General features: G+C 67.3%; 20 protein-coding genes. All 20 read right to left on the bottom strand.

Features of this window, described 5'->3' with window-relative positions; translation table 11 throughout:
* Positions 1-67 precede the first annotated feature (67 nt).
* The gene (locus AB0H56_RS29610) at positions 68-1,246 is read right to left on the bottom strand and encodes an acyl-CoA dehydrogenase family protein (protein ID WP_357169336.1); all 1,179 of its coding nucleotides are present in this window, start codon (positions 1,244-1,246) and stop codon (positions 68-70) included.
* Positions 1,247-1,425: 179 nt separating this feature from the next.
* Positions 1,426-2,091, bottom strand: a complete 666-nt coding sequence (locus AB0H56_RS29605) for an MspA family porin (RefSeq protein ID WP_357169333.1) — start codon at positions 2,089-2,091, stop codon at positions 1,426-1,428.
* Positions 2,092-2,132: 41 nt separating this feature from the next.
* Positions 2,133-2,807: an MspA family porin gene (locus AB0H56_RS29600; RefSeq protein WP_357169413.1), complete on the bottom strand. Its 675-nt coding sequence runs from the start codon at positions 2,805-2,807 to the stop codon at positions 2,133-2,135.
* A 1,333-nt stretch (positions 2,808-4,140) separates the two neighbouring features.
* The gene (locus AB0H56_RS29595; RefSeq protein WP_357169330.1) at positions 4,141-5,046 is read right to left on the bottom strand and encodes a hypothetical protein; all 906 of its coding nucleotides are present in this window, start codon (positions 5,044-5,046) and stop codon (positions 4,141-4,143) included.
* Complete coding sequence (locus tag AB0H56_RS29590) at positions 5,043-5,903, bottom strand: hypothetical protein (RefSeq protein ID WP_357169327.1); 861 nt, start codon at positions 5,901-5,903, stop codon at positions 5,043-5,045. The genes AB0H56_RS29595 and AB0H56_RS29590 overlap by 4 nt, the downstream gene beginning before the upstream one ends.
* Positions 5,900-6,748, bottom strand: coding sequence for a DUF4913 domain-containing protein (locus AB0H56_RS29585; protein ID WP_357169324.1), 849 nt, complete (start codon positions 6,746-6,748; stop codon positions 5,900-5,902). Before AB0H56_RS29585 ends, AB0H56_RS29590 begins: the two co-directional genes overlap by 4 nt.
* Positions 6,745-8,583 carry a TraM recognition domain-containing protein gene (locus AB0H56_RS29580; protein ID WP_357169321.1) on the bottom strand — a complete coding sequence of 613 codons (1,839 nt, stop codon included), beginning with the start codon at positions 8,581-8,583 and terminating at the stop codon, positions 6,745-6,747. The genes AB0H56_RS29585 and AB0H56_RS29580 overlap by 4 nt, the downstream gene beginning before the upstream one ends.
* A gap of 76 nt (positions 8,584-8,659) precedes the next feature.
* On the bottom strand, positions 8,660-9,901 hold the full coding sequence (locus AB0H56_RS29575) for a hypothetical protein (RefSeq protein WP_357169318.1): 1,242 nt from the start codon (positions 9,899-9,901) through the stop codon (positions 8,660-8,662).
* Between the two features lie 215 nt (positions 9,902-10,116).
* Complete coding sequence (locus AB0H56_RS29570) at positions 10,117-11,082, bottom strand: hypothetical protein (RefSeq protein WP_357169315.1); 966 nt, start codon at positions 11,080-11,082, stop codon at positions 10,117-10,119.
* Complete coding sequence (locus AB0H56_RS29565; protein ID WP_357169312.1) at positions 11,082-11,783, bottom strand: hypothetical protein; 702 nt, start codon at positions 11,781-11,783, stop codon at positions 11,082-11,084. The genes AB0H56_RS29570 and AB0H56_RS29565 overlap by 1 nt, the downstream gene beginning before the upstream one ends.
* Positions 11,784-12,092: 309 nt before the next feature.
* Entirely contained in the window at positions 12,093-12,962 is an 870-nt protein-coding gene (locus AB0H56_RS29560) for a hypothetical protein (RefSeq protein ID WP_357169309.1), read from the bottom strand.
* 1 nt (position 12,963) lies between these two features.
* Positions 12,964-13,992, bottom strand: a complete 1,029-nt coding sequence (locus tag AB0H56_RS29555; protein WP_357169307.1) for a hypothetical protein — start codon at positions 13,990-13,992, stop codon at positions 12,964-12,966.
* Positions 13,992-14,288 carry a hypothetical protein gene (locus tag AB0H56_RS29550; RefSeq protein WP_357169304.1) on the bottom strand — a complete coding sequence of 99 codons (297 nt, stop codon included), beginning with the start codon at positions 14,286-14,288 and terminating at the stop codon, positions 13,992-13,994. The genes AB0H56_RS29555 and AB0H56_RS29550 overlap by 1 nt, the downstream gene beginning before the upstream one ends.
* Positions 14,289-14,311: 23 nt before the next feature.
* Positions 14,312-15,124, bottom strand: a complete 813-nt coding sequence (locus tag AB0H56_RS29545; protein WP_357169301.1) for a hypothetical protein — start codon at positions 15,122-15,124, stop codon at positions 14,312-14,314.
* A 91-nt stretch (positions 15,125-15,215) separates the two neighbouring features.
* Positions 15,216-15,779 carry a hypothetical protein gene (locus AB0H56_RS29540; RefSeq protein WP_357169298.1) on the bottom strand — a complete coding sequence of 188 codons (564 nt, stop codon included), beginning with the start codon at positions 15,777-15,779 and terminating at the stop codon, positions 15,216-15,218.
* A 7-nt stretch (positions 15,780-15,786) separates the two neighbouring features.
* The gene (locus AB0H56_RS29535) at positions 15,787-17,436 is read right to left on the bottom strand and encodes a peptidoglycan DD-metalloendopeptidase family protein (protein ID WP_357169295.1); all 1,650 of its coding nucleotides are present in this window, start codon (positions 17,434-17,436) and stop codon (positions 15,787-15,789) included.
* Positions 17,433-18,833, bottom strand: coding sequence for a hypothetical protein (locus AB0H56_RS29530; protein WP_357169292.1), 1,401 nt, complete (start codon positions 18,831-18,833; stop codon positions 17,433-17,435). Before AB0H56_RS29530 ends, AB0H56_RS29535 begins: the two co-directional genes overlap by 4 nt.
* 323 nt (positions 18,834-19,156) lie before the next feature.
* Entirely contained in the window at positions 19,157-20,629 is a 1,473-nt protein-coding gene (locus tag AB0H56_RS29525) for an SCO6880 family protein (RefSeq protein WP_357169289.1), read from the bottom strand.
* Positions 20,626-21,903, bottom strand: a complete 1,278-nt coding sequence (locus AB0H56_RS29520) for a hypothetical protein (protein WP_357169286.1) — start codon at positions 21,901-21,903, stop codon at positions 20,626-20,628. Before AB0H56_RS29520 ends, AB0H56_RS29525 begins: the two co-directional genes overlap by 4 nt.
* Positions 21,904-22,043: 140 nt before the next feature.
* Positions 22,044-22,844, bottom strand: coding sequence for a hypothetical protein (locus AB0H56_RS29515; protein WP_357169283.1), 801 nt, complete (start codon positions 22,842-22,844; stop codon positions 22,044-22,046).
* Between the last annotated feature and the right edge of the window lie 8 nt (positions 22,845-22,852).

The raw sequence follows: 22,852 nt of genomic DNA, 5'->3' as shown, positions 1-22,852 counted from the left end.
GCCTGCGCACGGCGAAGTGTGCGTGAACTGTGTCATGGTTACCTCCAGAATTCTTGCGGGAGAACTTTCAGCGGAAGGCGCCGATCCCGGTGAGCGCCTTGCCGACGGCAAGCTGGTGTATCTCGCTGGTTCCTTCATAGGTGAGTACCGACTCGAGATTGTTGGCGTGCCGAAGGGGCGAGTATTCGAGGGTTATCCCGCTGGCGCCGAGGATCGTCCGGCAATGACGGGCGATGCCGAGCGCCTCGCGGACGTTGTTGAGTTTGCCGAGGCTGATCTGCTCGGGCCGCAACTGCCCGGCGTCTTTGAGGCGGCCCAGACGCAGAGCGAGCAGCATGCCTTTGCCGAGTTCGAGGGTCATGTCGGCCAGCTTGGCCTGAGTGAGCTGATAGCTGGCCAGCGAGCGATCGAACACCTCGCGCGTACCGGCGTATTCGATGGCGGTTTCCAGGCTGTCGCGGGCGGCGCCGAGCGCGCCGAACACGATGCCGAAGCGGGCTTCGTTCAGACACGACAGCGGCGCGCTCAGCGAATTCGCGTGGGGCAGTTGGGCCGACGCGGGCAGGCGCACGTCGTCGAGGATCAGTTCTGAGGTGATCGAGGCACGCAGTGAGAGCTTCTTCGCGATGTCGCGGGTCTGGAAACCGGGGGTGCCCCGCGGAACGAGGAATCCGCGGACTCCGTCGTCGGTCTGCGCCCAGACTGTGGCGACATCGGCCAGGCCACCGGTGGTGATCCACACCTTGGTACCGGTGAGGATCCAATCGGTGCCGTCGCGCCGGGCCCGGGTTCGCATGCTGGCAGGGTTGGAGCCGAAGTCGGGTTCGGTGAGCCCGAAACAGCCGACCGCTTCGCCGGCGGCCAACTGCGGCAACCACTCATTCTTCTGTTCTTCCGAGCCGTAGCGGTGGATCGAGAACATCGACAGCGAACCTTGCACGGAGACAAAGCTGCGGAACCCGCTGTCGGCCGCTTCGAGTTCCAGGCAGGCCAGGCCATAGCTGACCGCGTTCGTTCCCGCGCAGCCGTAGCCGTCCAGGTGCATGCCGAGCACGCCGAGGCGGCCGAATTCGTGGACGATGTCGCGGGGCAGGGTGGCCGACTCGAAGTAGTCGCCGATGTTCGGGCGCAGGTGTTCGTGGACGAATTCCCGCACGGTCGCCTGGATGCCGCGCTCGTCGTCATCCAGCATCTCGTCGATCCCGAACAGCCCGAGCGGTGTACTGCGAGTGACCACGGTGGTCATGCCAGGCCTCCTCGTAACTAAGCGCTTGCTCACCTGATAGTGCTACAGCCCATCGGCGGACGTCAAGCGGATGCCTGGTGACCGCCCGTGGCCACGAATCATCTTGCGCAACAAAGGAAATGCCAATAGCCGGTCGTGCGGACGGGTGTCCGCGCGACCGGCTCATTCCGAATCTTCCGTCAGCCCAGACTGAAGGGCCGGCCCCACAGAGTCACCCAGCTGGTGACACTGTCTGTGACGATCTCCACGCTGACGAAGGCCCTGGCCTGGGCGTAACCGCCGCAGCCGGACAATCCGATCGTCTGATCAGCCCAAGCCACCGAGCCGCTCCCGCCGGTGAATTCGTTGTAAACCTTGTGCGACTCGTTGCCGAAGTCGTCGGCCTTTTCCCGATCGAGGATGTAGAACGACTCGGCTTGCCCGGGCCCGAGCGACAGTTCGCCACTGGTGTTGGCTCCGACGCTTGCATTGCCCTCCCAATCGGACGCCCCTTCCACACCGCCGCCAGCGCCGCCGCCAGCGATATTCACCTGACAGCCCACGGTGTAGCCCGGAATGATGAGTCCGTAGGACCCTTCACTCGCACCGGCGATGTCGACCTGGGCGGCGCCGGAGACCCATGCGTTGCGGTGAACCGGGGTTGCGCCCATCGACGGGCTGATCGTGGCCGACTCGTTCGAGAGCCGAACCGTGACCACCGTGCCGTCGGAGAGAGTCTTCACCATCTCCCCGCCCGGCAGCGGCACGAGCGTGTCGGCGCCGGCCGGAGCGCTGGCGAGCAGGCCCAACGCCAGGGCGGCAACGGCGCCGTAGCTTTTGCGCGCGATGTTCTTTCGGTTGATCATGAGAAATTCACCTTCAGATTCAGGGAGGATGGAGTCGCGGTTCAGCCGATACTGAATGGCGCGCCGTAGAGGGTGGTCTTGGAGTAGTGGTCGCCGATGATCTCGACCACCGTGTAGGCGCGAGCCTGGGCATATCCCGCACAGCCCTGGATCTCGATCTCGGCGTCCTGATATTCCACCGAGTACCGACCCGGCTTCAGAATGCCCTTGTAGTCGATCTGCACGAACTTCACCTCGCCCGGGCCGAGATTCACCCCGATAGACCCCCCTGCACTCACCCCACCGGTGGAGATTCCACCGGAGATCCCTGCGCCGATGGCATCGTCGGCGATGCTCACCTGGCAACCGACTAGGTAACCAGTGTTGAGTTGGGAAGCGCCGTGGGTGGACGAGTTGTTGCTCCCCGGTAGGTCCGCCGGGCCGTTGGTTGGACCGACCTCGCCTTCAGGGGTCACCGTGACATCGACAGCCGCGTTACCCGAGACCCACACCACGCGACCGGCACCATTGGCGGCCATCGACGGCGAAACTATGGCGTGCTCACCGGTGCGTGACAGGGTGACCCCGGGGCCAACCTTCGATCCATCCGGTAGCGGCACGAACGTATCCGCACTTGCCACCGTCGGCATCAGCACACCGACGGCTACGGAAACGGCTCCGGATAGCCCGACGACAGCACAGCGACCGGGTCGAACCCGGGTGCGACGAGAACTCATGATAATTAAATCTCCTTCAACCTGCCGAGCCGCCAGCCATCGACGAAATGAACTGCCGGAAATGACGTCCGATATGCCACCCGAACGGCGCGCGAGGTCGTCCTGGCCTTGATCGACCTGAACGCAGCGCTCGACACTTCGCACCGCTTCGTGCCACCCGCCGCTTCCACCTGCCGAGGTGGCGTGCATCACTGTAATGAGCCCTATGGGGTTCACACAACAGTTGTTGCGAAAATTATTTTGGCGCGAAGTCAGCAGCACGCCGCCAGCCGGGGCGGTCGACCCGCCTCCAGCACACGATCAGCGGCCCCCACTCAGTGGTCGTCCCCGCTTGAACGTCCCTGCCAGCCTCGTCGGCCGAGAGTCCCAGCCTCCGAATGCGCTCGGCTACGGGTTACCGATGACCTGTGAGTTCACCGCTCGCCGGGGCGCATGGAGAAAGTTCACGATGCGCGGGCGAGATCGTCGGCACGGGTGATCAACCTGAGACGACCATCCGGGTACACGTGCAGAGTCGGGTCCACTGCCGGACGGATAGGAAAATTTGGTGGCTGATCAACAGAGTTCCGCCCGGATCGGTCCGACCGTCTCCTCGGTCGTAGCCGCCGTGTGCGCGGTGGTGGTAACAGTGAAGGTGGCGAGCGCCGATCTCGACCCAGCCGAACCGCCACGCGTCCTGGATCCAGACGGCGCTGGAGCGCTCCGATGTGGCCGTGCAGGGATGCCACTTGCGAGGCAAAGCCGGGATCGCTGGTAGTAGAACTTTGGAAACGTAGTCATTGAGGTCAGGGACGCAGTTGATCCTGAGTCTGTGGCTGCACCGAACTCGGCCAACGGTCGGCAGGTGACTCGATACGGCACGCGTCGAAAAGGAGTGCCCCCAAGTCCGACCAGCTGGTATAACGGGCTACCACGGAGGGGCTGGTTTTGACCCCGACTGGACGACGTCGCGAAATGACACGCGTACGACGTGCGGATACCGCACTGCGTCGACAACCCGGAGATTCCGCGGGGCCGACCGACGGTCGGCCCTAGACCATGGTCTACCTCGCCGAGCGCTCCTGCGCACCATCAGCACGTTGACCCGACAACGAGGAGGCGCATTGGCGCGCAAGCCGAGTACCGAGACACGGATGACCCTATACCGGTTGGTTGGTTATCCCGTCCTGGCGAAAGCGATCCAGGAAAAATACTCGGATTTCACCGAGGAACAGGTCATGGTCGGCGAGCGGCGGTCCGTCAGACGACGGACTGGACCTGAGTGGGTTTAAACAGCCGACCACAGCGGTGGAGACCGACGTGTCGATAGTCCCGCGGTCGAGCTGACGGCTCGTCACGGTTCAGGTCCTGGCGTGAGTGGGCCATCCGGTGGCGGCCCGGCCGTTGTCTCGGCGTTGTGGTGGTCGGGTTCTGGCGCCGTAGGCGGCAAGGCGAGCTGGACTGCGATTTCGATCCGCTGCCCGTCGGTGAAGGCCCCATCGGCGGGAGTCATGTTGGTCAGTTGCAGGTGGGTGCGGGTGATCAGTTCCTCGACCGTGGGCGGCATCGGCAGTCCGTTGTCGGCGCTGACAGGTGGTCCGGTGGTGCGGCGCAGGCTGGCCAGCGACGAGCGGACGCTCGCCGCGATCGCGGGGGTGGCCAGGTCGCGCCAGAGCGCGGTCAGGTCGTCGACGGCGAGCTGTTGGCGGTTGGCGAGCCGTTCGGCGAGGTGGGCATCGGTGACCGTCGTGCTGCGCGCGCGTTGGGCCGGGCGCATGTTGATCGCGGCGGCGGTGTGGATGATGCGGGTGCGGATCGCGACCATGTTTTGCCGAAGCTGCTGCGCCACAGCAGGTTCGGGCTCGGCTTCGATCCCGGCTTGGTGCAGATGCTGGTGGCGCAGGACCGACACCGTGGCCATGTCGACGAGCCGGTTGGTGTCGGCGACGACTCGGCCGTAGCCGCGGCGCGGCACGTTGTACTTCGGCGGGTCCCGCAGCGCCGTGGTCGGTTGCCATGCCCGGTTCGCCTGTCCGTATTCGCGGGCTTGGGTGATCCACACCGCCGGTATCGCCCTGCTGGCGGCGACGATCTCGGCGATGCTGCGGTCATGTTCGAGCCGCACCAGTTCGGGGGCATACGGCTGGCTTCGACGCAGCGCACCGGTACGGCGAGCCAGGTCATGGATGTCATTGAGCGCTTCGGCCTGCGGGGCAGGTAGATCCGAGACCAGACGCGGCTGCGATGGCGGCCGGCTCATGGCTCGATCCCGGGATAGTTGGTTTGCGGGTCACTGAAAACCGGCTGAGTGGTCCACCCGTCGCTGCCGAGATGGTGGGCAGAGGCCTCGGTCGCGCCGATGGCGGCGTCGATCTGCACTCCGAGTGCGTGGGAGAACAATCCGGTAACTCGAAGGTGGTTGTCGCCGAGAACGTCGAGCACTGCGGCAGGTTCGGGTGGGGCGATCACCGGGTCGGGCTCGATCCCGGCCGCGGTCAAAGCACGCGCCTGCACAGCGCAGCCACTGATGTCGGTGGCCGCGATGGCCCGCCACTGGTGGGCGAGTTCGGCTTCGGTCAGACCCGCCGCTGCCGAGGCGGCGGTTTCGATCCACGTGTCGTGTGGCCAGAGTTGTCGGGCTTGGTCGGCATCGACCCGGAGCAGGACACCGAGTTGGGCAGATCGTCGCCACAGGGTGTCGAGTGTTTCGTCGACGCTGGAGGTGTCGGAGTTGCGTGCCGCTGCGATGGGTCGGTAGGCGGCATGGATTCCGGTGAACCGTGCCAAGTGATCGATGTCGGTGCGCAGGTTGTCGATCAGCGCCTCACGATCGACCGGGGCGGCGCGGCGCAGAAACAGGTTGGTGTTCCAACGGATGCCTTTGGTACCGCGTGCGCGGGCCTGATCGACCCACTCGACTGGTACCCCACCGGCGATGGCAGCGGCGCTGAGTTCGCTGTGCAGCATCGCCCGCGCCTGGAAATCCTGTGTCCACTCCGGGGTCGGCTCGGTGCCGCTGGCGCGTTGGGTGTTCAGCAGGTCTTGGGAGTCCGCGGCCTGATTCTGCAGTGCTTTGAGGACCCGCTTGTGGACTGCGCTCGCATGCTTCATGCTCATGGTCGCTCACCTCCCACGTCGTAGGCGCGGAAGTCCGGGCCGAAGCCTAGGCAGTGGATCGGCGTCAAGGACCCCGGGGTGCCGAACCAATTCGCGGGAACCGGTTCACCGGCCAGGCCGGGGCTGTCGATGTGCTGGTCGGGTGTGCAGCGGTGCAGTGGGCCGTTGGCGGCGTCGAGGATGTGCCGGAAGTGCGGGTCGATGTGGCGGACGAACAGTGCGCTCATCGCCTGCTTGTCGTCGGCAGTGGTCGCGGCTTCGAAGCAGGCATGTAGTCCGGCGAAGCGGATGGCCACGCCTTGGTGGCGCCACCACTGCCGACACCACGTGTATTGGCCTTCCCGGTTGTTCGCGGCGATCTTCACCGACACCACCGGCAACAACCACTGCTGCACGAACTCGCTGTAGTGGCCGAACCTCTTCGCCGGTTTGTCATCATCGACGGCGGAGGCGGGGGGGGTGGCGCCGAACCATGCGGGTGGCACCGGGTCGAACGGCAACGATGGAGTGGCCTGGTGGTGGGTGCGGGTGCAGCGGTGTAAGGGGCCGTTCGCGGCGTCGAGGATCGAGTTGACGTGCGGGTCGAAATGGGTGAGCAGGAACGTGCTCAGGCTCGACCCGGCTTTGGCGCGGCGCATCGCCTCGAACGCGGTATGCAGGTGCGCGACCCGGACCGCGACCGGACGATGCGCCCACCACCGTGAGCACCAGGTGAAGGTGTTCTCCCGGTTCGCCTCGGCCAACCGGACGCTGATCGTCGGCAACATCCACGCGGTGGCGAAATCGGTGAAATGACCGAACTGCGGCGGCATCGGCGCCGCCGCGGCCTGGGTAGGGCTGGTCACGACTGCCCCTCCCCCGCTGCCAGAGGAGCGGCTTTGATCAGCGAAACCCGCTCCCCTTCGAACCGCCGCATCGACAAACGAACCAGCGGCGCGTACTCGCTGACGAACCACGGGATCTTGCGGACGACGACGGGTCCGTGGCCGGGAAGACGAACCAGGGCGCGGTCTTTGGGGAGGGCGGCGAGCATGGCGACGTCGAGGATCGGTTCGGCGCGCCAGGACAAGCTGCGTTGGACCCCGCCGGGAGTCGAGGTGCGGGAGCGGTCGGAGACGTCGTGTTGCCCGGCCATCGCCGACCAATGCTCCAAATAGTCCCGGGAGGCGATGGACCCGCCGTAGACCTCGATCGACTGGGCCATCATCGTCTTCAAACCATTGACGCCCCAGAGGTTTTCGCCCTGCTCGAGGACCTGGAGGATCGTCATCAAGATGATTCCGCACCCGGCAGCGTAGGTGTAGTAGGAGGGCAGTTCGCTGATGCGTGCGCAGTTGGCGGCCTCGTCGAGCACGCACAACAGCGGTACCGCCAACCGCCCATCCGGGCGGGCCCTAGCTGCGGTCAGGGCGGCTTCCAGGACTTGCCCGACCAAGGCTGCGGTCAACGGGGTGGCACCGTCAGGACCGGTCATCGACAACGGGTAGAGGGTGTCGTTGGAGGTGACGAACGCGGTCGGGTCGAACTCCGGCAGCAAATGCGTACGTGGTTGATCGATGGACTCGATAAGGACCCCGTTGCGAGTCGAGGCTGCCTTCCCTCCCCGACTTCGCACCGCCGTCGTTGGCTTGGCGGTGGTTTCGCTGACCTGGAACAGTTTCCGGACCGGCGGTGTGACCATCTGGGCGTACCCGGAGTCGGAGAGCACGTTGAGGAAGCGTCGCGCCATGTCGTAGAGGCCGTCGCGTTGGCGGGCGTAGAGGCCTTGGCATTCGATGATGCGGGCGGCGGGACGGTCGTGGCCGTGGTGGCGCAGGATCAACGCCGGGGTCGGGTCCTGGTCGCGGCCGAGCCATTCCGCGACATGATGCAGGTCCCCACCCGCGCACGCCGCGGCGAAAATGTGCAGGGCGAACAGTTCTTGGGCGCCGCCGTCGAAGTAGGCATCGGTTTTCGCGTTCGCGATCTCGTTCGCCGAACCCGCCGACCCGGACACGAAGAACCCGGCCAGCTTTCGCGCCGCCGGGAGCCCGCTGACCTGGTTGAACAGGTTCACCCAGAACCCGCACACCACCTGCCCGGTCACCGCTTGCAAGTCGCACACCCACACCCGCCCGAGCTGCTCACGTCCGTAGACGGTGTGCCGATACAGGTCGGGTTTGTTCGAGGTGGCCAGGCACGGCCCCCACGCCGACAACACCGCTGGGATCGCCCACGCCACCGTCTTTCCGGTCCGCTGACCAGCCGTCACCGTGACACCGAGTTCGGCGGGAACATGCAGGGCGATATCGCCGATGACCGTGCGACCCAACAGCGGTCCCGGATTCCCTTGCACTGCTGGTGGGGCGTCATGGAGGAGGCGTTGGTTGTCGGCGAGGTTGTCGGCGGCGCGCGCGATGCGGATCTTGCCCGGCGGCTGCATGGTCCGCGCCGCCGCATCGACCTCCCCACCGCTGGTGAACGATCGAGCTCCGCGGATCGCAGCTACGCCGGTCACGCAGAGCAGGACCACCGCGATCGGGGTGGCTTGCCAAGGCCACCGCTTGTCTCCGGCGACGACCGACAGCAGGCCTGAGAAAGGGTTCCACGACAGGGATTGCCCGGCCTGCAAGCTACCCAGTTTCAGCGCCACCCACAACACGAACACCAGCGCGAGCAGTGCCAGCAGGATCACCAGCATGCTGGCTTCCTCACCCAGCCCAGACTTGGTGCGGCGGCGGGTTTCTCGGGGGGAGAACATGATTGACCTTGTCCTTTCAGAAGTGGGGGTCGACGCCGGGCGCGTGGCGGGGTGCGTCGATGACACCGGTGAGTTCTGGGCTCTCCCAGTCGGCGGCGGGGTCGGCATCGGGCAGGGCAGCCTCGACCGCACTGGAGATCACCGCCCCACCGGCCACGGCGGTGTTGGAGGCCGCCAGGTGGTGGGTGTTCTCCGCGCCGGCGGCGAGCGCGAGCGCCGGTGGCTGGTCAGGGGCGCGACCGAGTTGGCCTCGCAGGGTGTCGAGTTCGGCTACAGCGGTGTCGCGTTCACCCAGGACGTGCTCGAGTTGGGCCAGCCGCGGTGCCCCGGGCTGCTGCGACCAGTAGTGCCCGGCCAGGCCCGCCTGGTACGCGCTGGTGATCTCGGCGTCGTCGGCGCCGGCGAGCGCGGCGGCGCGCCGGGCGTGCCTGGCGCCGTCCATCAACCGCTCCAGTTGGTCGATCCGGACCTGACTGCCTTCGGGGGATTCGTCGAATTCTGTTGCCAGGCGGGCGTGTTGGGCGGCCAGGTCTTGAACCCGGCGCACGGCGGCGATCTGGGTGGGCACCTGGTCGACCCTGACGGTGGGGGTGAGGTATGTGTTGCGTTGGGCGGCCGGCAAGAGGGCGGTGATCTCGTCTTCACCGGTGTCGAGATCGCCGAGGGCTTCCTCGGCGGCGAGGAGTTCGTCGGAGCCGTTGATGATGGCCTCGACCTCGGCCATGCTCAGCTCTTGTGCGGCTCGCCCGCCCAGCGCGCGGTCGATCAAGCTGTCCGAGCGTGTTTTCTCGGCGCTGGGATCGGGGACCACGCTCAGGTGGCGAGGTCGCCATCGGGCGCCGTCTTGGGCGGACCGATCGTTGACCGGTTCGAGGTGTCCGGTCAGTTCCGCGGCTTGCCGGAGTGTCAGGATGGTGCTCGAGTCGATCCCGGAACCGCCCTCGATGAACGATTGCTGCAGCTGGCCGAACTCGACGCGGGCGGCTTCGGGGTCGGCTGTCCAGGCCTCGACCGCGCTGGTCAGTTGGTGCCACAACTGCTGATGCTCGGGCGCAGCGTCGTGTTGCCACTGTCGGGCGATGTCGTGCGCGCGTGCTTTGTACTCGACGACCTGTGCCGGGGTTTCCCCGTAGACGGCGATCTCGCGTAGCTGGTGGTGGGTGGCGAAGTCGGCGCGGAGTTGAGCTTCGACGCGGTCGACGGCGTCACGGTAATAGTCGGGATCGGTGAAACTGGTTCCTCGGGTCTGCCAAGTCATCGCATGCTCCCGGACAAGCACAGGCACGACGATGAGGTGGGATTCGAGGGTGGAGGTGGCTGTTGGTGGAGACGGTGGGGCATCGTGCTTCCTCGGATCGAGAAAACGTCACACCCACGACGGGGTGTCGTGAAGTCCCAGCGGTTCAGGTTCGGTCGCCCCGGCTCAGTTCCCCCTGGCCGTGACGCCGACAAATAGCCAATCGTGCTGCGGCTCTATAGGTCTGGGCCGCGATCGGCGCCGATCTCACCAGCGGGTCCGAGAGCCGGGTCCGGATCGGGTTCCCACGACCACGCGGTGTCCTCGCCCAGGGCAGCGTCGACGACGGTGGTGATCGCGGTGCTCTCGGCGGCCAGGTCGGTCGGTTCGGCTTGGCGGATGGCGGTGTCGACGAACTGGGACCGCAACGCACTCGTCGCGTCGGCGAGCATCTTGACTGGCGTCGGCGGGGCGACCAGGGCGGTGTCGGTGGGAGTGCCGGTGTCGGGATCTCGCGGAACATACGGTGGTACCGCCAACGCCGGGTCGGCGCGGGCGTAGCCGTTCCAGGCTTGGGCCAGGGCGTGCTCGGTGTAAGCGGCGAAGGTGACCGCGTGCACGCGGCGGATCCCTTCCACGCTCGACCCCCACAGGCTCTCGCCTTCGGCCGGCGTGAGCTGGGCGGCGGCAGCCAGGACGGTCACCCGAGTGTGCAGTGCTGCCATGTTGTCGGCAAACTGGGCGACCGCGATCGGGTTGGTGTCGAAAGTCCACCTCCCGGTGGCGATTCGGTCCATGCGGGCCGCTTCCAGGCCGGCCATGCGTTCCATAGTCCACAAGTCGAGCTCGAGCATGTCGAGGTAGAACTCCTGCGCTTCGCTGGCGCGGGCGGGATGCTGGCGCACCACGCCCGGCTTCGGGGCGTTCTCGCCGCGCTGGCCCAGTTCGCGGGCATCGACCACCCACCCCGGGTCGACCCCACCCAACATCGCCGCGTACTCGGCGTGCTCACGCTGCACCGTGAGCAACTCGAGTCGCTCGTTCCACACCTGCTCGCTGCCACCGGAGACACCGTCGTCGAACATGGAAGGTCCGGCATCAGCGACCTCCCGATGCTGGGCGGCCAATTGCTGGATCCGGCGCAGGATGCGGCCTTGCCACTGGGCCACCGACTCCTCGGGTCCTGGAGCGCTGCTGGTCATCACCACACCCCCTGATCCACACCAGGTCCCGGCCCTCGATCAGGCGGGCGAGGTTGCAGGTCCGGGTCCGCCTCCCACCGAGCTCCGGTTCCGGCTCCGGTCGCCTCGACCGCGGTGCCGATACCGTGCCCCGCGCGCGTGCCCAGGCTGTCGGTGAAGCTGACGGCGGCCAGGGCTTGTTCGGCACGGTGGGCGAACTCCCAGGGAGTGGGCGGGCCGAGATCGGTGATGGTGGTGGTGGCGAGGTTGTCGACGGTGCGCGAGACGTCAGCTTCGATCCCTTTCCACGACATCTCAGTGAACCGTTGCCGCAGTTCGGCATCGGTGTAAGAGGCCGCGGTCAGCTCCGCCACCTGTTGCCACGACTCCGGCCTACGACCCCACAGCTGCTCGGCCTCGCCGAGCTGGACGTTGATCAGCGCCGCGGTCCCCGCAGCACGGCGCCACAACGCGGCCATGTTGTCGTGAAGCTGGCGTTCTGCTGGCTCGTTGTCGGGCAACCCGCCGGTGTGCACACGATGCAGGTACTCCCCGCGGACCAGAGCAGTGTGTTCCAGACGCCACACGTCCTCGGCGAGCTGGTCGAGAAGATACAGGCGCGCCGGATCCGCCCCCGGCGCGGCCACCGGCAATGTCGCCGTTTCAGCAGTATCGCCCCACCGCGCTCCCCTGGCGCCGGTTTCGGTGACGTAGTCGATCATCCGTTGCGGGACCCCGCGGGCGTGGGCGTGCAACTCGATCTCACCGCGCTCGTCCTCCAACGCCCGCAGATGAGTCCGCCACGTCTCGAGCTGAACGCTCGGGCTCCTGGCGGGCGAGTACCGCGGGGACCCATGGAACAAGGTGCGGTAGTGGTCGTAGCTGGCGTTCTGGATTCGTTCGAGTAGGCGAAGCTGCCACGACGGCAGATCCTCGGCACCCGAGAGTGGATGACTCACCGGTTCTCCAATCCTGTTGATTGACTGCGTGTTCAGTGCCCGGGATGGTCGAGCTGTCGTCCGCGCGGCGGTTCACGGCCCCGGCCCGATGTCGGGCCCGGTGTGTTGATCCGGTTTCGGGCCGGGTCCGTGATCGGTGGGGTCGTGTTCGGTGTGGGCACCGGTGCCGGTGGCCTCAATCGCGGCGTCGATGCCAACGCCGCCGTATTCCCGCCCCGAGGGAAGGGGTTCGAGGGCGGCTGCGGCGAGCTCGACCATCCGGTCCGGTAGGACGGGGAGCTGGCGGTCGATGTCGTCGGGGGTGATTCCGGCGGCTTGCAGCACCATCACCGGCATCGACACCGTGGCGAAGTCGGTGTCGACGATCGCGCGCCACCGAGCCGACAACTCCGCCCGGTCCAGCCTCGACATGGTCCGCGCGATCTGATCGGTCCACGGCCCGGCGGTGGGTTCCCACGCATGCTGCTGTTCGATGGTGTTGAGCCCCAGGGCGTGCCCGATAGCGCCGACGCGTTGCCAGCTCACCCCCATGACGCGCCGAAACGCGGAGAACCCGGCACGCGGCAGGGTGCCCCCTCGCGCGGCAGCAGCCCCGACTCCGGCCATCGTCTGCAATTGCGCGACCGCTCGCCGGTGCCCGCGCAGGAGGGTGTCGCGGTCGATCGCTTCGGTGCTCAACAACGGTTGACCGGGTGCCCAGCGGTGTCCGCGTTCCCCGCAGGCGCGGGTGTAGTCGATCACCGACTTCGGCACCCCGACCGCGGTGGCGATCGCTTCCAGGTTTTCCCGGGTGCGGCGCCCGATATCCAGATGAGCCAGCGCCATCGGTGACAGGTCCTGGTTGTCGCCGGTGCGGGATCGGTCGATCAGGTGCTGGTTGTCGCTGGCCAGGTTCTGCACGGCCTGCAGCAGCTTGGCCTGGACCGGATTCGGCTCGAACATCTCACCGGCCCCAACCCACATCGGGATCGCCACGCCACACCTCGAGCTCTGCGCCGGTGGCGCGGGCGGGCGAGGGGTCTGCTCCCCCACTGGTCAGGTCCCGGTCGGGGGCGGTGTGATCGACGTCGTGGACCGCTGTCGCCGACACCGCGGCCTCGATCCATTCACCGTCCTCGACGATCTCCGCGTCGATAATCGCCTCAGCGGCCGGGGCGGTGGTCGGAGCGAGATAGCGGGCGAGGTAGCCGAACTCGTGGTGCAGGTTCGCATCCATGGTGAGATCGGCTGCGAGCCCGCCCATGTCGTCGTCGACGCCGCGCGGTCTGTGTTCGGGCTGATTCGTGGCGTTGTCAGCGAAGAAGTCGTCGGTGTCCAGGCCGGTGTCGACTGTGAACCGCTCTTCGTAGGCTCGGCTCGCGGCTTCGGCATCTGGGGACAGGTCGCGGGTGGCGTCAGCGGCGGCGAACTGGGCTGCTGCGGCTTTGGCGGTGCCGGTTCGTTCATCGGTGTGGTGCAGGCTGTCGGTGAATCCGGCCGCGCGGCGGCGGATCTCGATCATCAGTTCCTTGAGCTCGACATCGAGCTGGTGCAGCTGCACTTCGCGGGCTTCGCGGTTGGTGTAGCCGGCGATGCGGGCGGCATGCACCTCGCTGCTCTGCTGCCGGGAAAGCTCACCGTCGAGTTCGCGTCGCGCGAGATCTGTTTCAGCCCTGCCGATCTGGCCTTGCTTGTGGCGGAGGTCGACGTCGTTGATCTTGGCCGCGTTGTCGATGCGGGCGCGGACCTCGTCGATCTTGGCCATGGCCAGGTGTTGCTCGGTCCCGAGGTTGCCGAGGCGGGCCTGGTGCTCGATCCATGACCGTTGGTTCTTGGCCGCTTCGATCGCGAGTCGCTGGTCGGACTCCGCGCGCGAGCGCGATTCCCCGCCCCTGCTCCGGAACAGAGCGTTGGTGGTGTGCGCGGTCTGCAGCGCTTGCAGGAACCCTTGCCGGACCGCTTGCCCGCCTTCTTCGACCGGATCTCCGTTCATCACGACACCCGCACCGTCAGCGCCGGGCCGTTCGCACCCTTGCGCACGAGGTTGGCACTCGATGCGGCCCAGGGGATTTCGGATTGGCGCAGACCGTCGTAGTCGATCCCGACGACATCGAGCAACGCTTGGATGTAGCGGGCCGACAAGTCATCGGTCGTGAAACCGTATTCGGCCGCGAGAGTGTCGAATTCGCTGGTTGCGGCGAAGGTCTGTAGTTCAGCTGCCCGGGCGCGGACCATGTCTTCGGGGGCGATCGGTGTGGCCGGGGCACGGGTACGGGGATTCGTGGTCATCGGGCTTCTTTCGGAGCGATCGGTCAGAAATCTGGTTCGAGCTGGGGGTGCGGGACGTCTCCGGGCGGGGGAAGGTCGAACAGATCGCTGTCGGCGATGCCGTAGCCGTCCTCGACGCCGGTCGCGGCGATCGCGGCACCGATCCCCGCGCCACTACCGGGTTCTAAAGAGGCGGTGTGCCAGGTGGTTTCGGCGACGGTTTCCAGCAGATGCGGGGCGGGAGGCAGTTGGTGGGGTGAGCTGTCGGCGAGGTCGATGCCGACCATGCGCATCGCCGCGACCCGGATCCGTCCTTCACGGACCCGGCCCACGTGGGTGAGGTCGCGCCATTGACGCCCCTGATCGGGTGCCGACTGCTGCGAGATCTGGTCCAGGCGTGCTCGCCAGTCGGCCGCCTCGAGGGACCACCAACCGCTGGTTTCGGCCTCGGTGACGTCGAGGGCGGTGGCGACCATCGCCACCCGCAACCACTGCAACCGCAGATGCTCGGTCAGCTTGTCGGCTGCTTCTAGGGTCACCGTGGCGTGGTCGCGGCGGATCGGTCCCCCCGCGGCCAGGGTCGATAGTGTGTCGACCTGGTGGTAGAGCTGAGCGAGCAGCAGCGACCGCGCCACCGGACGGCATGGCGGCAGCGAAGCAGCGTCGGTTGCTCTGCGACCTTGCTGACCAGCCTTCTTCGCATGAGCGATCCAGTTGGCGGGCACACCGATCGCCACCGCTTGCTCATGCACGACGCGACCAACGACCGACAGATCCCGAAACGTCTGGACGCGGCTGTGTGGTTGCAGCGCCAACTGCCTCAGATCGACGCTGACGTTGTGGATCAGTGCCGCCATCCGACGATGCAGCAGCACCGCCCCTGGACCGTCGAGGTGGTGAGGTGTCGTGGCCAGTGCCCGGCCGGCGGGGGCGCGGGGTGTTGTGCGCTCAACCATGATCGGTTACCGATGTGATGCGGTAGCTCGACATCCGCCACCCCTGCGGGGTTGAAGTGACCGTGACAGTCACCTGCATCCGCCGGTATATGGTGGTGAACCCGTCGTGGTGGAGCACCTGTTGGGTCACCGTCGCCGCGACCGTCGTCCCGGACCCGTCGGGTTTGGCTTGCTCGGCATCGACCAGGGCGGTGACGATGTCGTTGCTGTCGCGCCAGCCCGCCCATTCCGGTAACTGCACCAGCCCGATCGCGGGGCCACTGCTCGCCGAGGCGGCCAGTTCGCCGGTCAGCCATGGTGCCGCCCGAACCAACCCGGCACCAGGGCCGGGATCGACACGGGGCTGCCAGCAGAACATCGCCGCTAGCCCCATCTGGGTGACCGTCAGCGCGTTGGCACCCTCTGGATTCGGACCCTCCACGTGGGCGACACCAGGAGTGTGTGTGTCGGGTACGTGTCCAGGCTCATCGGCCCCATTCAGCAGCACTGTGGCGAGCGCTATCAGGACGGCCGCGACCCCGGCGGTCCCGGCGACGAGAGGGAGACGGTTGACCATGGCGTCCTCAGCTCAGCGTCGTCGACATTTGGGTGGCCATCGCGAGAATGTTGGCCACGTACGGGCGGGTTTGAATCTCGTAATCGGGTGAGCCCGTGGGGAATCCGCCCGAGCGCAGCACGGCGTGTTCGCCGGCGTTGTAGCCGGCGAGGTAGAGCTCGGCGGGCCCGTTGGGGGCCACGACCTTGCCCTCCCTGATCCAGGTGTCCACGTGGTCGGCGATGTCGCACATGTAGCGGGCTTGGCCGATGATCGCGTCGCCGTCGTCCCACACCGACGCCACGCCGTTGCCGTCGGCGTCGATCACATACGGTTGCCCGTCGGAGGCGAGCGCGGTCGCGGTACTGGGCAGGAACTGGGCCAACCCCTGTGCCCCGGCGGCCGAGGTCAGCCCTCGCTGGAATCCGGATTCCTGTTTGCCCTGCGCTGCCAGCAACGGCGCGGTGATCTGCGGACACACGGTCCCGCCCAGCTGATACCAGGCCAGCAGTTCCTCGGGGACCGTGCCGGGTTCCAGGTCGGTGTCGCCGACAGCGGGCCCACACACCGTCGCCCTCGCAGCACCCGCAGAGTCCGTGGTGACCGGCCCGAGCGGTGTGCCGTCGGGGTAACCACCACCCAGCGTGGTGACATGCACGTGGTCCATGTGATTCGCGGTGGCCCCGCCCCGGTCTTCCATCAGGTTGGACTCGCCATCGGCCGAACGGTAGGTCTGGCGCCAGATCAGGTAATCGATGCGCAGCGCGGAAGCGTTGGTGATCACGAAGTCGGCGATTCGGTCACCGAGCGCTTTGCCCTGCCCCGACATCGGGTCGGGGATCATGATGTCGATCGCCCGCCCGCTCGGGTGATCGGGCAGTGGATCCTCACGCTGCCCACCGATCTCACGCACCTGCGGGAACCGTTGGACGACGGTGCGCGCCAACCGGATCGTGTCGACCTGTAAACCGCGCTCGGACCCGATCGATGCGGGCATCGCGGGCAGTTCGGTCCCTGCCGCTGTTCCGGCTTCGATCACCGAGCCTTCGTCCGGCGTAGGTGTCGTCGATGGGGCGGGGTCGGTCGATCCGACCGAGCTGGTCGGCGCCGACCCACCCTGCAGCCACGGCATCGGATCGATCGCGGTGCCGCCGCCGAATCGCCCTCCGCCGGTCCAGATCTCCAGGTGCAGGTGTGCGCCGTCCGGGCCTGCGGGGACGGTCTGGCCGTTGTAGCCGACTCCGGCGATCAGCTGCCCGATCCGCACGGTCTGGCCTTGTTCGACGTAGACGTCGTCGGCGAACATGTGCCCGTAGACCGAGGACACGATCTCGCCGTCGATGTTGTGGTCGATGACCACCCAGATCCCGAACCCGCTCGCCGCGCCCACCCGCGCCACGACCCCGTCGGAGACCGCGTAGATCGGGGTCTTGGGTGCGGCGGCGAAGTCTTGGCCTTGATGCTGTGTGCCCCACCGCATTCCGAAACCCGAGGTCAACGCGAAGGTGCCCTCTGCCATCGGCATCGTCCTCGTTCCGTACGAAGCCGAGGACGTCCCGCTCGACGCCGCCGACGGCGCACATCCCTGCTCCTGTGCCATGCCGGCGAACAGCAGCAGGACGACCAGCAGCACGACCGCGGCCACGGCTGCGGTCGTTGTGCGAGCGGCGCCGCTCATCGCGGATTCACCGGCCCGATGGGGGTTTGGCCGAGGTTGTCGAAGCGGCGGTTGGTGTTGTGGATCTCGGAGTCGCGTTCGGTGGGGGTGAATGTCATCCGGAACGGGATGCCGGGTTGTTCGGCTTCCCCGGTCTTGAGCAGATAGCAGCCGGTGCCGGGAGGTGTTTCGCGCCGGGAGGTGTCGAGGTCGTCGTCGCTGGGTGGGCGCGGCGCTGCCCAGGAGGTGACCAGCAGTTTCTCGGTGTCGGTCATCCCCGCCACCGCGGCGATGCGGTGAGCTTCCTCGGGGCCGACCGGGCCGATGATCTTCGCGCGGGCGCGTTCGAAGAAGCCGAGCGCTTTGGCCTGTGCGGCGGGCGAATCGAAGGCGGCGAGGTCTTTGATGGTGTGCGAGCACATGATCAACCCCGTCGCCAGACCACGGTTGAGCCGGGTCAGTGCGTCCACACGGTCGACCATGAATTCCCCGACGCCGAGGACCCGCCAGATCTCGTCCATCACGACCTCGAACGTCCGCGCCGGCGCCAGGCCCGCGTCGGCGAGGGCGTGGGCGGCGGCGACCGCGCCGAACCCGTCGGACCAGCAGGTCATCAGGACCGCGGCCAGCAGTTTCGTGTCGCCTTCGGGGATGCGGGAGATGTCGATGCAGATCGCAGGACTCGACACATCCAGCCGGGTCGAGGTGGGTCCGTTGAAGATCGCCCCGAACGGTCCTTCGACCAGCGCACGCATCGACCGGCGCAAGGGCTTCGTCGCCGCTCGATAGGAGAGGTCGTCGTCTTCTTCGGCGAACGCGCGCAGCCGCTCCCCGCCCGCCGAGATCACCGCCAGCAGATCCTCCAACAGCGGCGGATTCGCATGGGAGAAACCACCGGCCGGGCTGTAGAGCTCGCGCAGACCGGCGGCGAGCAGCACTTCCTCGTAGTCTTCGACGCGGGCGCCGCGCACGAGCTCGATCAGCCCGGCGACGATGTTGATCTGCCCGGCCTCGACCCGCGCCATCACCTGACGTCGCTGATCGGCATCGGGGAGTGCGGCGATAACGGCCCCGAGGGCGCCGACATCGAGCGGGTTGACGGTGCCGTGGCCGTAGCCGACATCGACGACCTGGCCGCCGAGGCACTCGACCAGGTCGCGGTACTCGCCTTTGGTGTCGCCCATGCACAGCACGGTCTCCCCCGCCGCCACCGCGCCCGTCATGATGCGCCGGATCAACGAGGACTTGCCGAACCCGTTGAGCGCCAACACGAACGCGATCGGCGCCGTGATGAACCCCCGCAGAAACCACGACATCGGATCGAAATGCACCGGGGCGCCGGTGATGTAGTGACTGCCGACCGGCACACCCGCGGTCGGGGCGCTCGCCCCGACACAGAACGGCCACAACCCCGCCACCTGTACAGTCGTGCCGCGCCACTCCGGGGTCCGCGGCACCACCGACGCACGACCTCCCCCGGGCCCGGCATATCCGCGGTCGGTCAACATCGGCGCGTTCAGATCGAACCCGTCCCCGGCGCTACCGTCGCGGCGCCGTGCCGCGGTCGCACGGCGGTGATCGTCACTGGAGAGCAGCATTCGAGCCCGTCGACCCCGCAAACCGGCCTGTGTGGCCGCGAGTTCGACTTCTGCACGGCGGGTTCTGCTCAGAACCCTGATGCCCTCGATGATTTCGGTTTTCGCGGGCTGGCCTCGGCCGGGCAACCCGTTCGTGGGCCCGGTCATCCCGAGACCCGCTCGGAGATGGAGGCGTGCTCGGGCAGGATCAACCCGATCCCGAGCGAGGCAGCGAAACCCGCGGCTTGGTAGCCGTAGCAGCGGCGCACCGTCAACCGCGACGCCGCCGCCATCCCCCTCACCGAGGCCTCGATGCCGGGCAGATCCGCATCGAGGTGATCGGTCACCGTCACCAACACCCCGAACCGGGTCAACCCCGCCCCGCGGGCTTGCTCCTCGCGGGCAGCGGAGGTGTTGCCGACCCGAATACGGGCCGCGGCCGAGGAGATGCCGCGTTCGGTCTGTTCGGCGGCGACCGCGTCGCGGAAGTCTGAATCCACCAACGATGTCGCTTCAGCGGCCGAATGCAGGCGGTAGACGATCGCGACCCGCTTTCGGGGGACATCCGGGCGCGGACGCAGCAGTTCCTCGAGGACGGTTTCCATCACCGCACCCCGTGGGGCGCCGTCCAATTCCCAAGTGATCGAGCGGGCCCCGTCGTGGAGGTAGTGATCCCACCGGTCCTGATGGGCCAGCGGACCCACCGAGTCCCACGACTGCGACTCCACGATCCGATCCCCCGCCGCCTCCACATCACGCTGAGACGCCAGGTCGAACCGGCTACGCACCAACCCCAGCACTTCCCACGCCTGCAGCGGTGTGGCGGGCAGGCCGGCGCGGGCCAGCTGAGACAACACCGATTGCAGGCGTTGCCCGATCTCACGGGCCTGCTCGGCCTGATCACGGCGGATGCGACCCTTGCCGATCGCCCGGTAGGTGATCGCGATCCGTGCCTCGATCCGCACCCCCACCCCGCCGCTGTCGGCAGCGGCCTCGGTCATCACCGCCTTGGCGAAATCCGGGGCACTCGGGCGGATCAGGCGGGTGACTTCCCGGGTTTGCTTCAACCGGGTCTCCACCACGTTGTCCAGCACCGCAGTCACCGCGACCACTTCACCGCCGCGGCTTTGCGAGGCCAGGAACTGGCCGTATCCCTCGACCCAGGAATCGATCTGGGCTTGGTCGACCAGTTCTTTGCCGCGCGGGATCACCCGCACGATGACCGTGTAGTGATCGCTGCGCCGGATGTGCAGCATCGCGAACCGCTTCCCACCCGGGGTCTCGTACTCGGTCAGCCGCGAATCAGCGAGCAATCCCGGCAATTTCGCCACACCCGGCAGGCGCGAGAACCGCCCGGATCGGTAGGTCAGCTCGCCGCGAGAACGCGCACGCGCGAACTGGACCCGCAACAGCAACAGCTCCCACCCGGTACGCCCGTTGCGGGTCACCGCCAGCGGGACGAACACCACCGCAGCCCCGGCCAGGACCGCCCCGGCGAACTCCAGGGAGCGGGTGATCATGAACGACACCATCACCGTGATCACCAGGCCGAGCCCGAGCAGCGACACTCCCCAGGTCAATCCGAAGAACCCGGCCGAGCGCGGCTGTTCCCACCGCCCATACATTCGCGTGCTCATCGGCGGACCTCCCCGGGACCGAGCGAATCCGGATCCAACTGGCCAGACGATTCCGGGACGGCACGTTGAGCGGTTGAGGCGATGCCTTGCAGCGCCCCGACCATGAGTTGGGCGCCCAGCATCGCCGCACCCGCAGGCCCCGCACCTACCGCGCCGGTGGCCGCGGCACTGCCCGACCCACCGGCACCGGCAGCGGAGGCCCGGCCAGCGCTCGAACCACCCCCACCTGCCGGCGCGGAACTCGGCGCACCACCACCCGATGCGGGGGACGCCCCGGCGGGCGGCGAGCCCGAGTTCGCCGCCATCGGTCTCCCCCTGCCTGTTCCGCCCGACGGAGAGGACGACCCGCTCGGGCTCGAGGAACCTGACGACGAGCCAGAGCTTTCGGCCTCCGACATCTTCCTGGCTTGTGATCCCCGGCTGCCGACTGCAGACATCGCGATCCCCGCACCAGCACCGGCCAACGCCGATGCCGCTCCGCCACCACCACCGAGGGTGGCCACTGCGGGTGCGATCAACCGGATCAGCGCTGGCAGCACGATGGCACTCATCAGCATCAAGATCAGGCCCAGCAGCATCAGTTGGGCATCGGTCTGGTCCTCGGCGCCGAGGACGGTGAAGGCGATCGCATAGACCAGGGCCCCGACCGGCTTCCACAGCACGAACGCCAGCGACCACGCCAGAAGGCGTTTGTATGCCTGCGAGCCAGCCGAAGACCCGGACGCGGCGGCGACCAACGGAATCACCGCGACGACCACGACCAGCAGCGCCTGCCGGACCACGAGCATGACCAACTGGACCAGCATGCTGATCACACCGAGCACGCCGACCAGCAGAAGGATCCCCGGCCCGAGAGTGGCCATGGTGTCGGGGTCGAGGATCTTGCCGATGGCGTTCTCGAGGTCGCCGCGGGTGGCGTCGAAGATCACCCAGTTGGCAAACTGGTCGCCGGCATTGGTGCCGACGGTGATGAGTGTCGCGAAGGTCATCGACGCAAAGATGGCGCGAGCGAGCATGAGAAAGCTCTCCTGCGCTTCTCCCGCCAGGCCACCGCGTTTGGCCAGCGCCAGCCGCGCCGCAGCGAGCATGATGCCCGCGGTCAAGAGCACCACCTGCAGGCCGACTGTGTATTCCCTGATTTGAGTCAGGACGGGAGCGGGTTGGCCGGCCGAGGAAGACAACTGCGGCGACGGAAACGTCGTCCACCACGTCATCCCCATCTGCAGAAGCGTCGTCAAGGCTGACAGCAGGATGTTGACAAGCCCATCGACCACGGAGTCACCCGCTAGGTCTGCGGCGACGCCGCCGAGCTGGCATGCCTCCCGGACTCCCGGAAGCACAGTGCAGGCGATGTCGGGGGCCTGCGTTCGGGCTGGCCCTGCCGCCAGCGGGGCCGCAGCGTCGAGAAAACTATTCATGATCGGGCCTTCCAATCACCAAACCCGCTCACGGACGCGGTCGGAGTTGCTGGGCGCCAGAGGCTTTCGACGTCCTCGGGTACCCGTACCCGCCAGTCGCCCTCGACCCAGACCATCGGCCAGGTCGCGATCGCGTACCCGGTCGTGGACCGGACCGCGAGCTGCACCACGGCCAGGTCGTCACGGTAACCCGATTGAATCCGCACACCTTCTGGGACGGTCACGTAGCGGGATGCACCCGGGGTGTCTGCCCGTGACCGCGCGAACCGGTCGATCAAAGGCTGTCCGCCGCCGTAGAAGCGCTCGCGAACCACGTCTCGCCAGATCGGGTCCGGCGCGGCGTAGACCCGCCCGATGGCGTCCATCGCCGCCAACGCGGCCCCTTGCGGCGTCCGCGCGAACCCCTCAGCCACACCGGCATCAATGCGGGCAGGGCCGTCGCTGCCCGAAACCGGCACCGCCGCACCGCCCCAGATGCGCTGCCACTGCAACTGGTCAGGTGGCGCGCTCAAATAGTCCGGCCGCGCCGGGTCGACACGATCCTCGGCGCGTTGCGGCAAGACCGCACCGGCTTCCTCAGCAGGGACTTCGAGGCGGTTGCCGAACATGTCGACTGTCGGCGGACGTGCCCCTGACGATGTCGTCGACGGCACACCGGTCGTCGAGCGCTGTCCGCCCTGGTCAGGAGGTTGGTTGGTGTCGGTCCGGTCGCCGCCGGTCACGGTCAGGACGAATACGGTGATCACTACGGCAGCGATGATGCTGAGTAGCAGGACGAGGGTTCGAGTGGCACGCATCAGCTGGT

Origin of the sequence: Nocardia sp. NPDC050717, from assembly GCF_040654275.1 — a bacterium.
In the GTDB taxonomy this organism is placed as follows: Bacteria; Actinomycetota; Actinomycetes; order Mycobacteriales; family Mycobacteriaceae; genus Nocardia.
The sequence above is the reverse complement of the archived record's forward strand: the minus strand, read 5'-3'. Positions and strand labels throughout refer to the sequence as shown.

Excerpts from the sequence above, each read along its gene's own strand:
- AB0H56_RS29545 (WP_357169301.1), bottom strand. The coding sequence starts at position 15,124 with ATGGCGGCACTGATCCACAACGTCAGCGTCGATCTGAGGCAGTTGGCG.
- AB0H56_RS29600 (WP_357169413.1), bottom strand. The coding sequence starts at position 2,807 with ATGAGTTCTCGTCGCACCCGGGTTCGACCCGGTCGCTGTGCTGTCGTC.
- AB0H56_RS29610 (WP_357169336.1), bottom strand. The coding sequence starts at position 1,246 with ATGACCACCGTGGTCACTCGCAGTACACCGCTCGGGCTGTTCGGGATC.
- AB0H56_RS29605 (WP_357169333.1), bottom strand. The coding sequence starts at position 2,091 with ATGATCAACCGAAAGAACATCGCGCGCAAAAGCTACGGCGCCGTTGCC.
- AB0H56_RS29565 (WP_357169312.1), bottom strand. The coding sequence starts at position 11,783 with ATGATCGACTACGTCACCGAAACCGGCGCCAGGGGAGCGCGGTGGGGC.
- AB0H56_RS29540 (WP_357169298.1), bottom strand. The coding sequence starts at position 15,779 with ATGGTCAACCGTCTCCCTCTCGTCGCCGGGACCGCCGGGGTCGCGGCC.
- AB0H56_RS29560 (WP_357169309.1), bottom strand. The coding sequence starts at position 12,962 with ATGTTCGAGCCGAATCCGGTCCAGGCCAAGCTGCTGCAGGCCGTGCAG.
- AB0H56_RS29590 (WP_357169327.1), bottom strand. The coding sequence starts at position 5,903 with ATGAGCATGAAGCATGCGAGCGCAGTCCACAAGCGGGTCCTCAAAGCA.
- AB0H56_RS29595 (WP_357169330.1), bottom strand. The coding sequence starts at position 5,046 with ATGAGCCGGCCGCCATCGCAGCCGCGTCTGGTCTCGGATCTACCTGCC.
- AB0H56_RS29515 (WP_357169283.1), bottom strand. The coding sequence starts at position 22,844 with ATGCGTGCCACTCGAACCCTCGTCCTGCTACTCAGCATCATCGCTGCC.
- AB0H56_RS29570 (WP_357169315.1), bottom strand. The coding sequence starts at position 11,082 with ATGACCAGCAGCGCTCCAGGACCCGAGGAGTCGGTGGCCCAGTGGCAA.
- AB0H56_RS29580 (WP_357169321.1), bottom strand. The coding sequence starts at position 8,583 with ATGCTGGTGATCCTGCTGGCACTGCTCGCGCTGGTGTTCGTGTTGTGG.
- AB0H56_RS29550 (WP_357169304.1), bottom strand. The coding sequence starts at position 14,288 with ATGACCACGAATCCCCGTACCCGTGCCCCGGCCACACCGATCGCCCCC.
- AB0H56_RS29575 (WP_357169318.1), bottom strand. The coding sequence starts at position 9,901 with ATGACTTGGCAGACCCGAGGAACCAGTTTCACCGATCCCGACTATTAC.
- AB0H56_RS29525 (WP_357169289.1), bottom strand. The coding sequence starts at position 20,629 with ATGAGCACGCGAATGTATGGGCGGTGGGAACAGCCGCGCTCGGCCGGG.
- AB0H56_RS29535 (WP_357169295.1), bottom strand. The coding sequence starts at position 17,436 with ATGAGCGGCGCCGCTCGCACAACGACCGCAGCCGTGGCCGCGGTCGTG.
- AB0H56_RS29555 (WP_357169307.1), bottom strand. The coding sequence starts at position 13,992 with ATGAACGGAGATCCGGTCGAAGAAGGCGGGCAAGCGGTCCGGCAAGGG.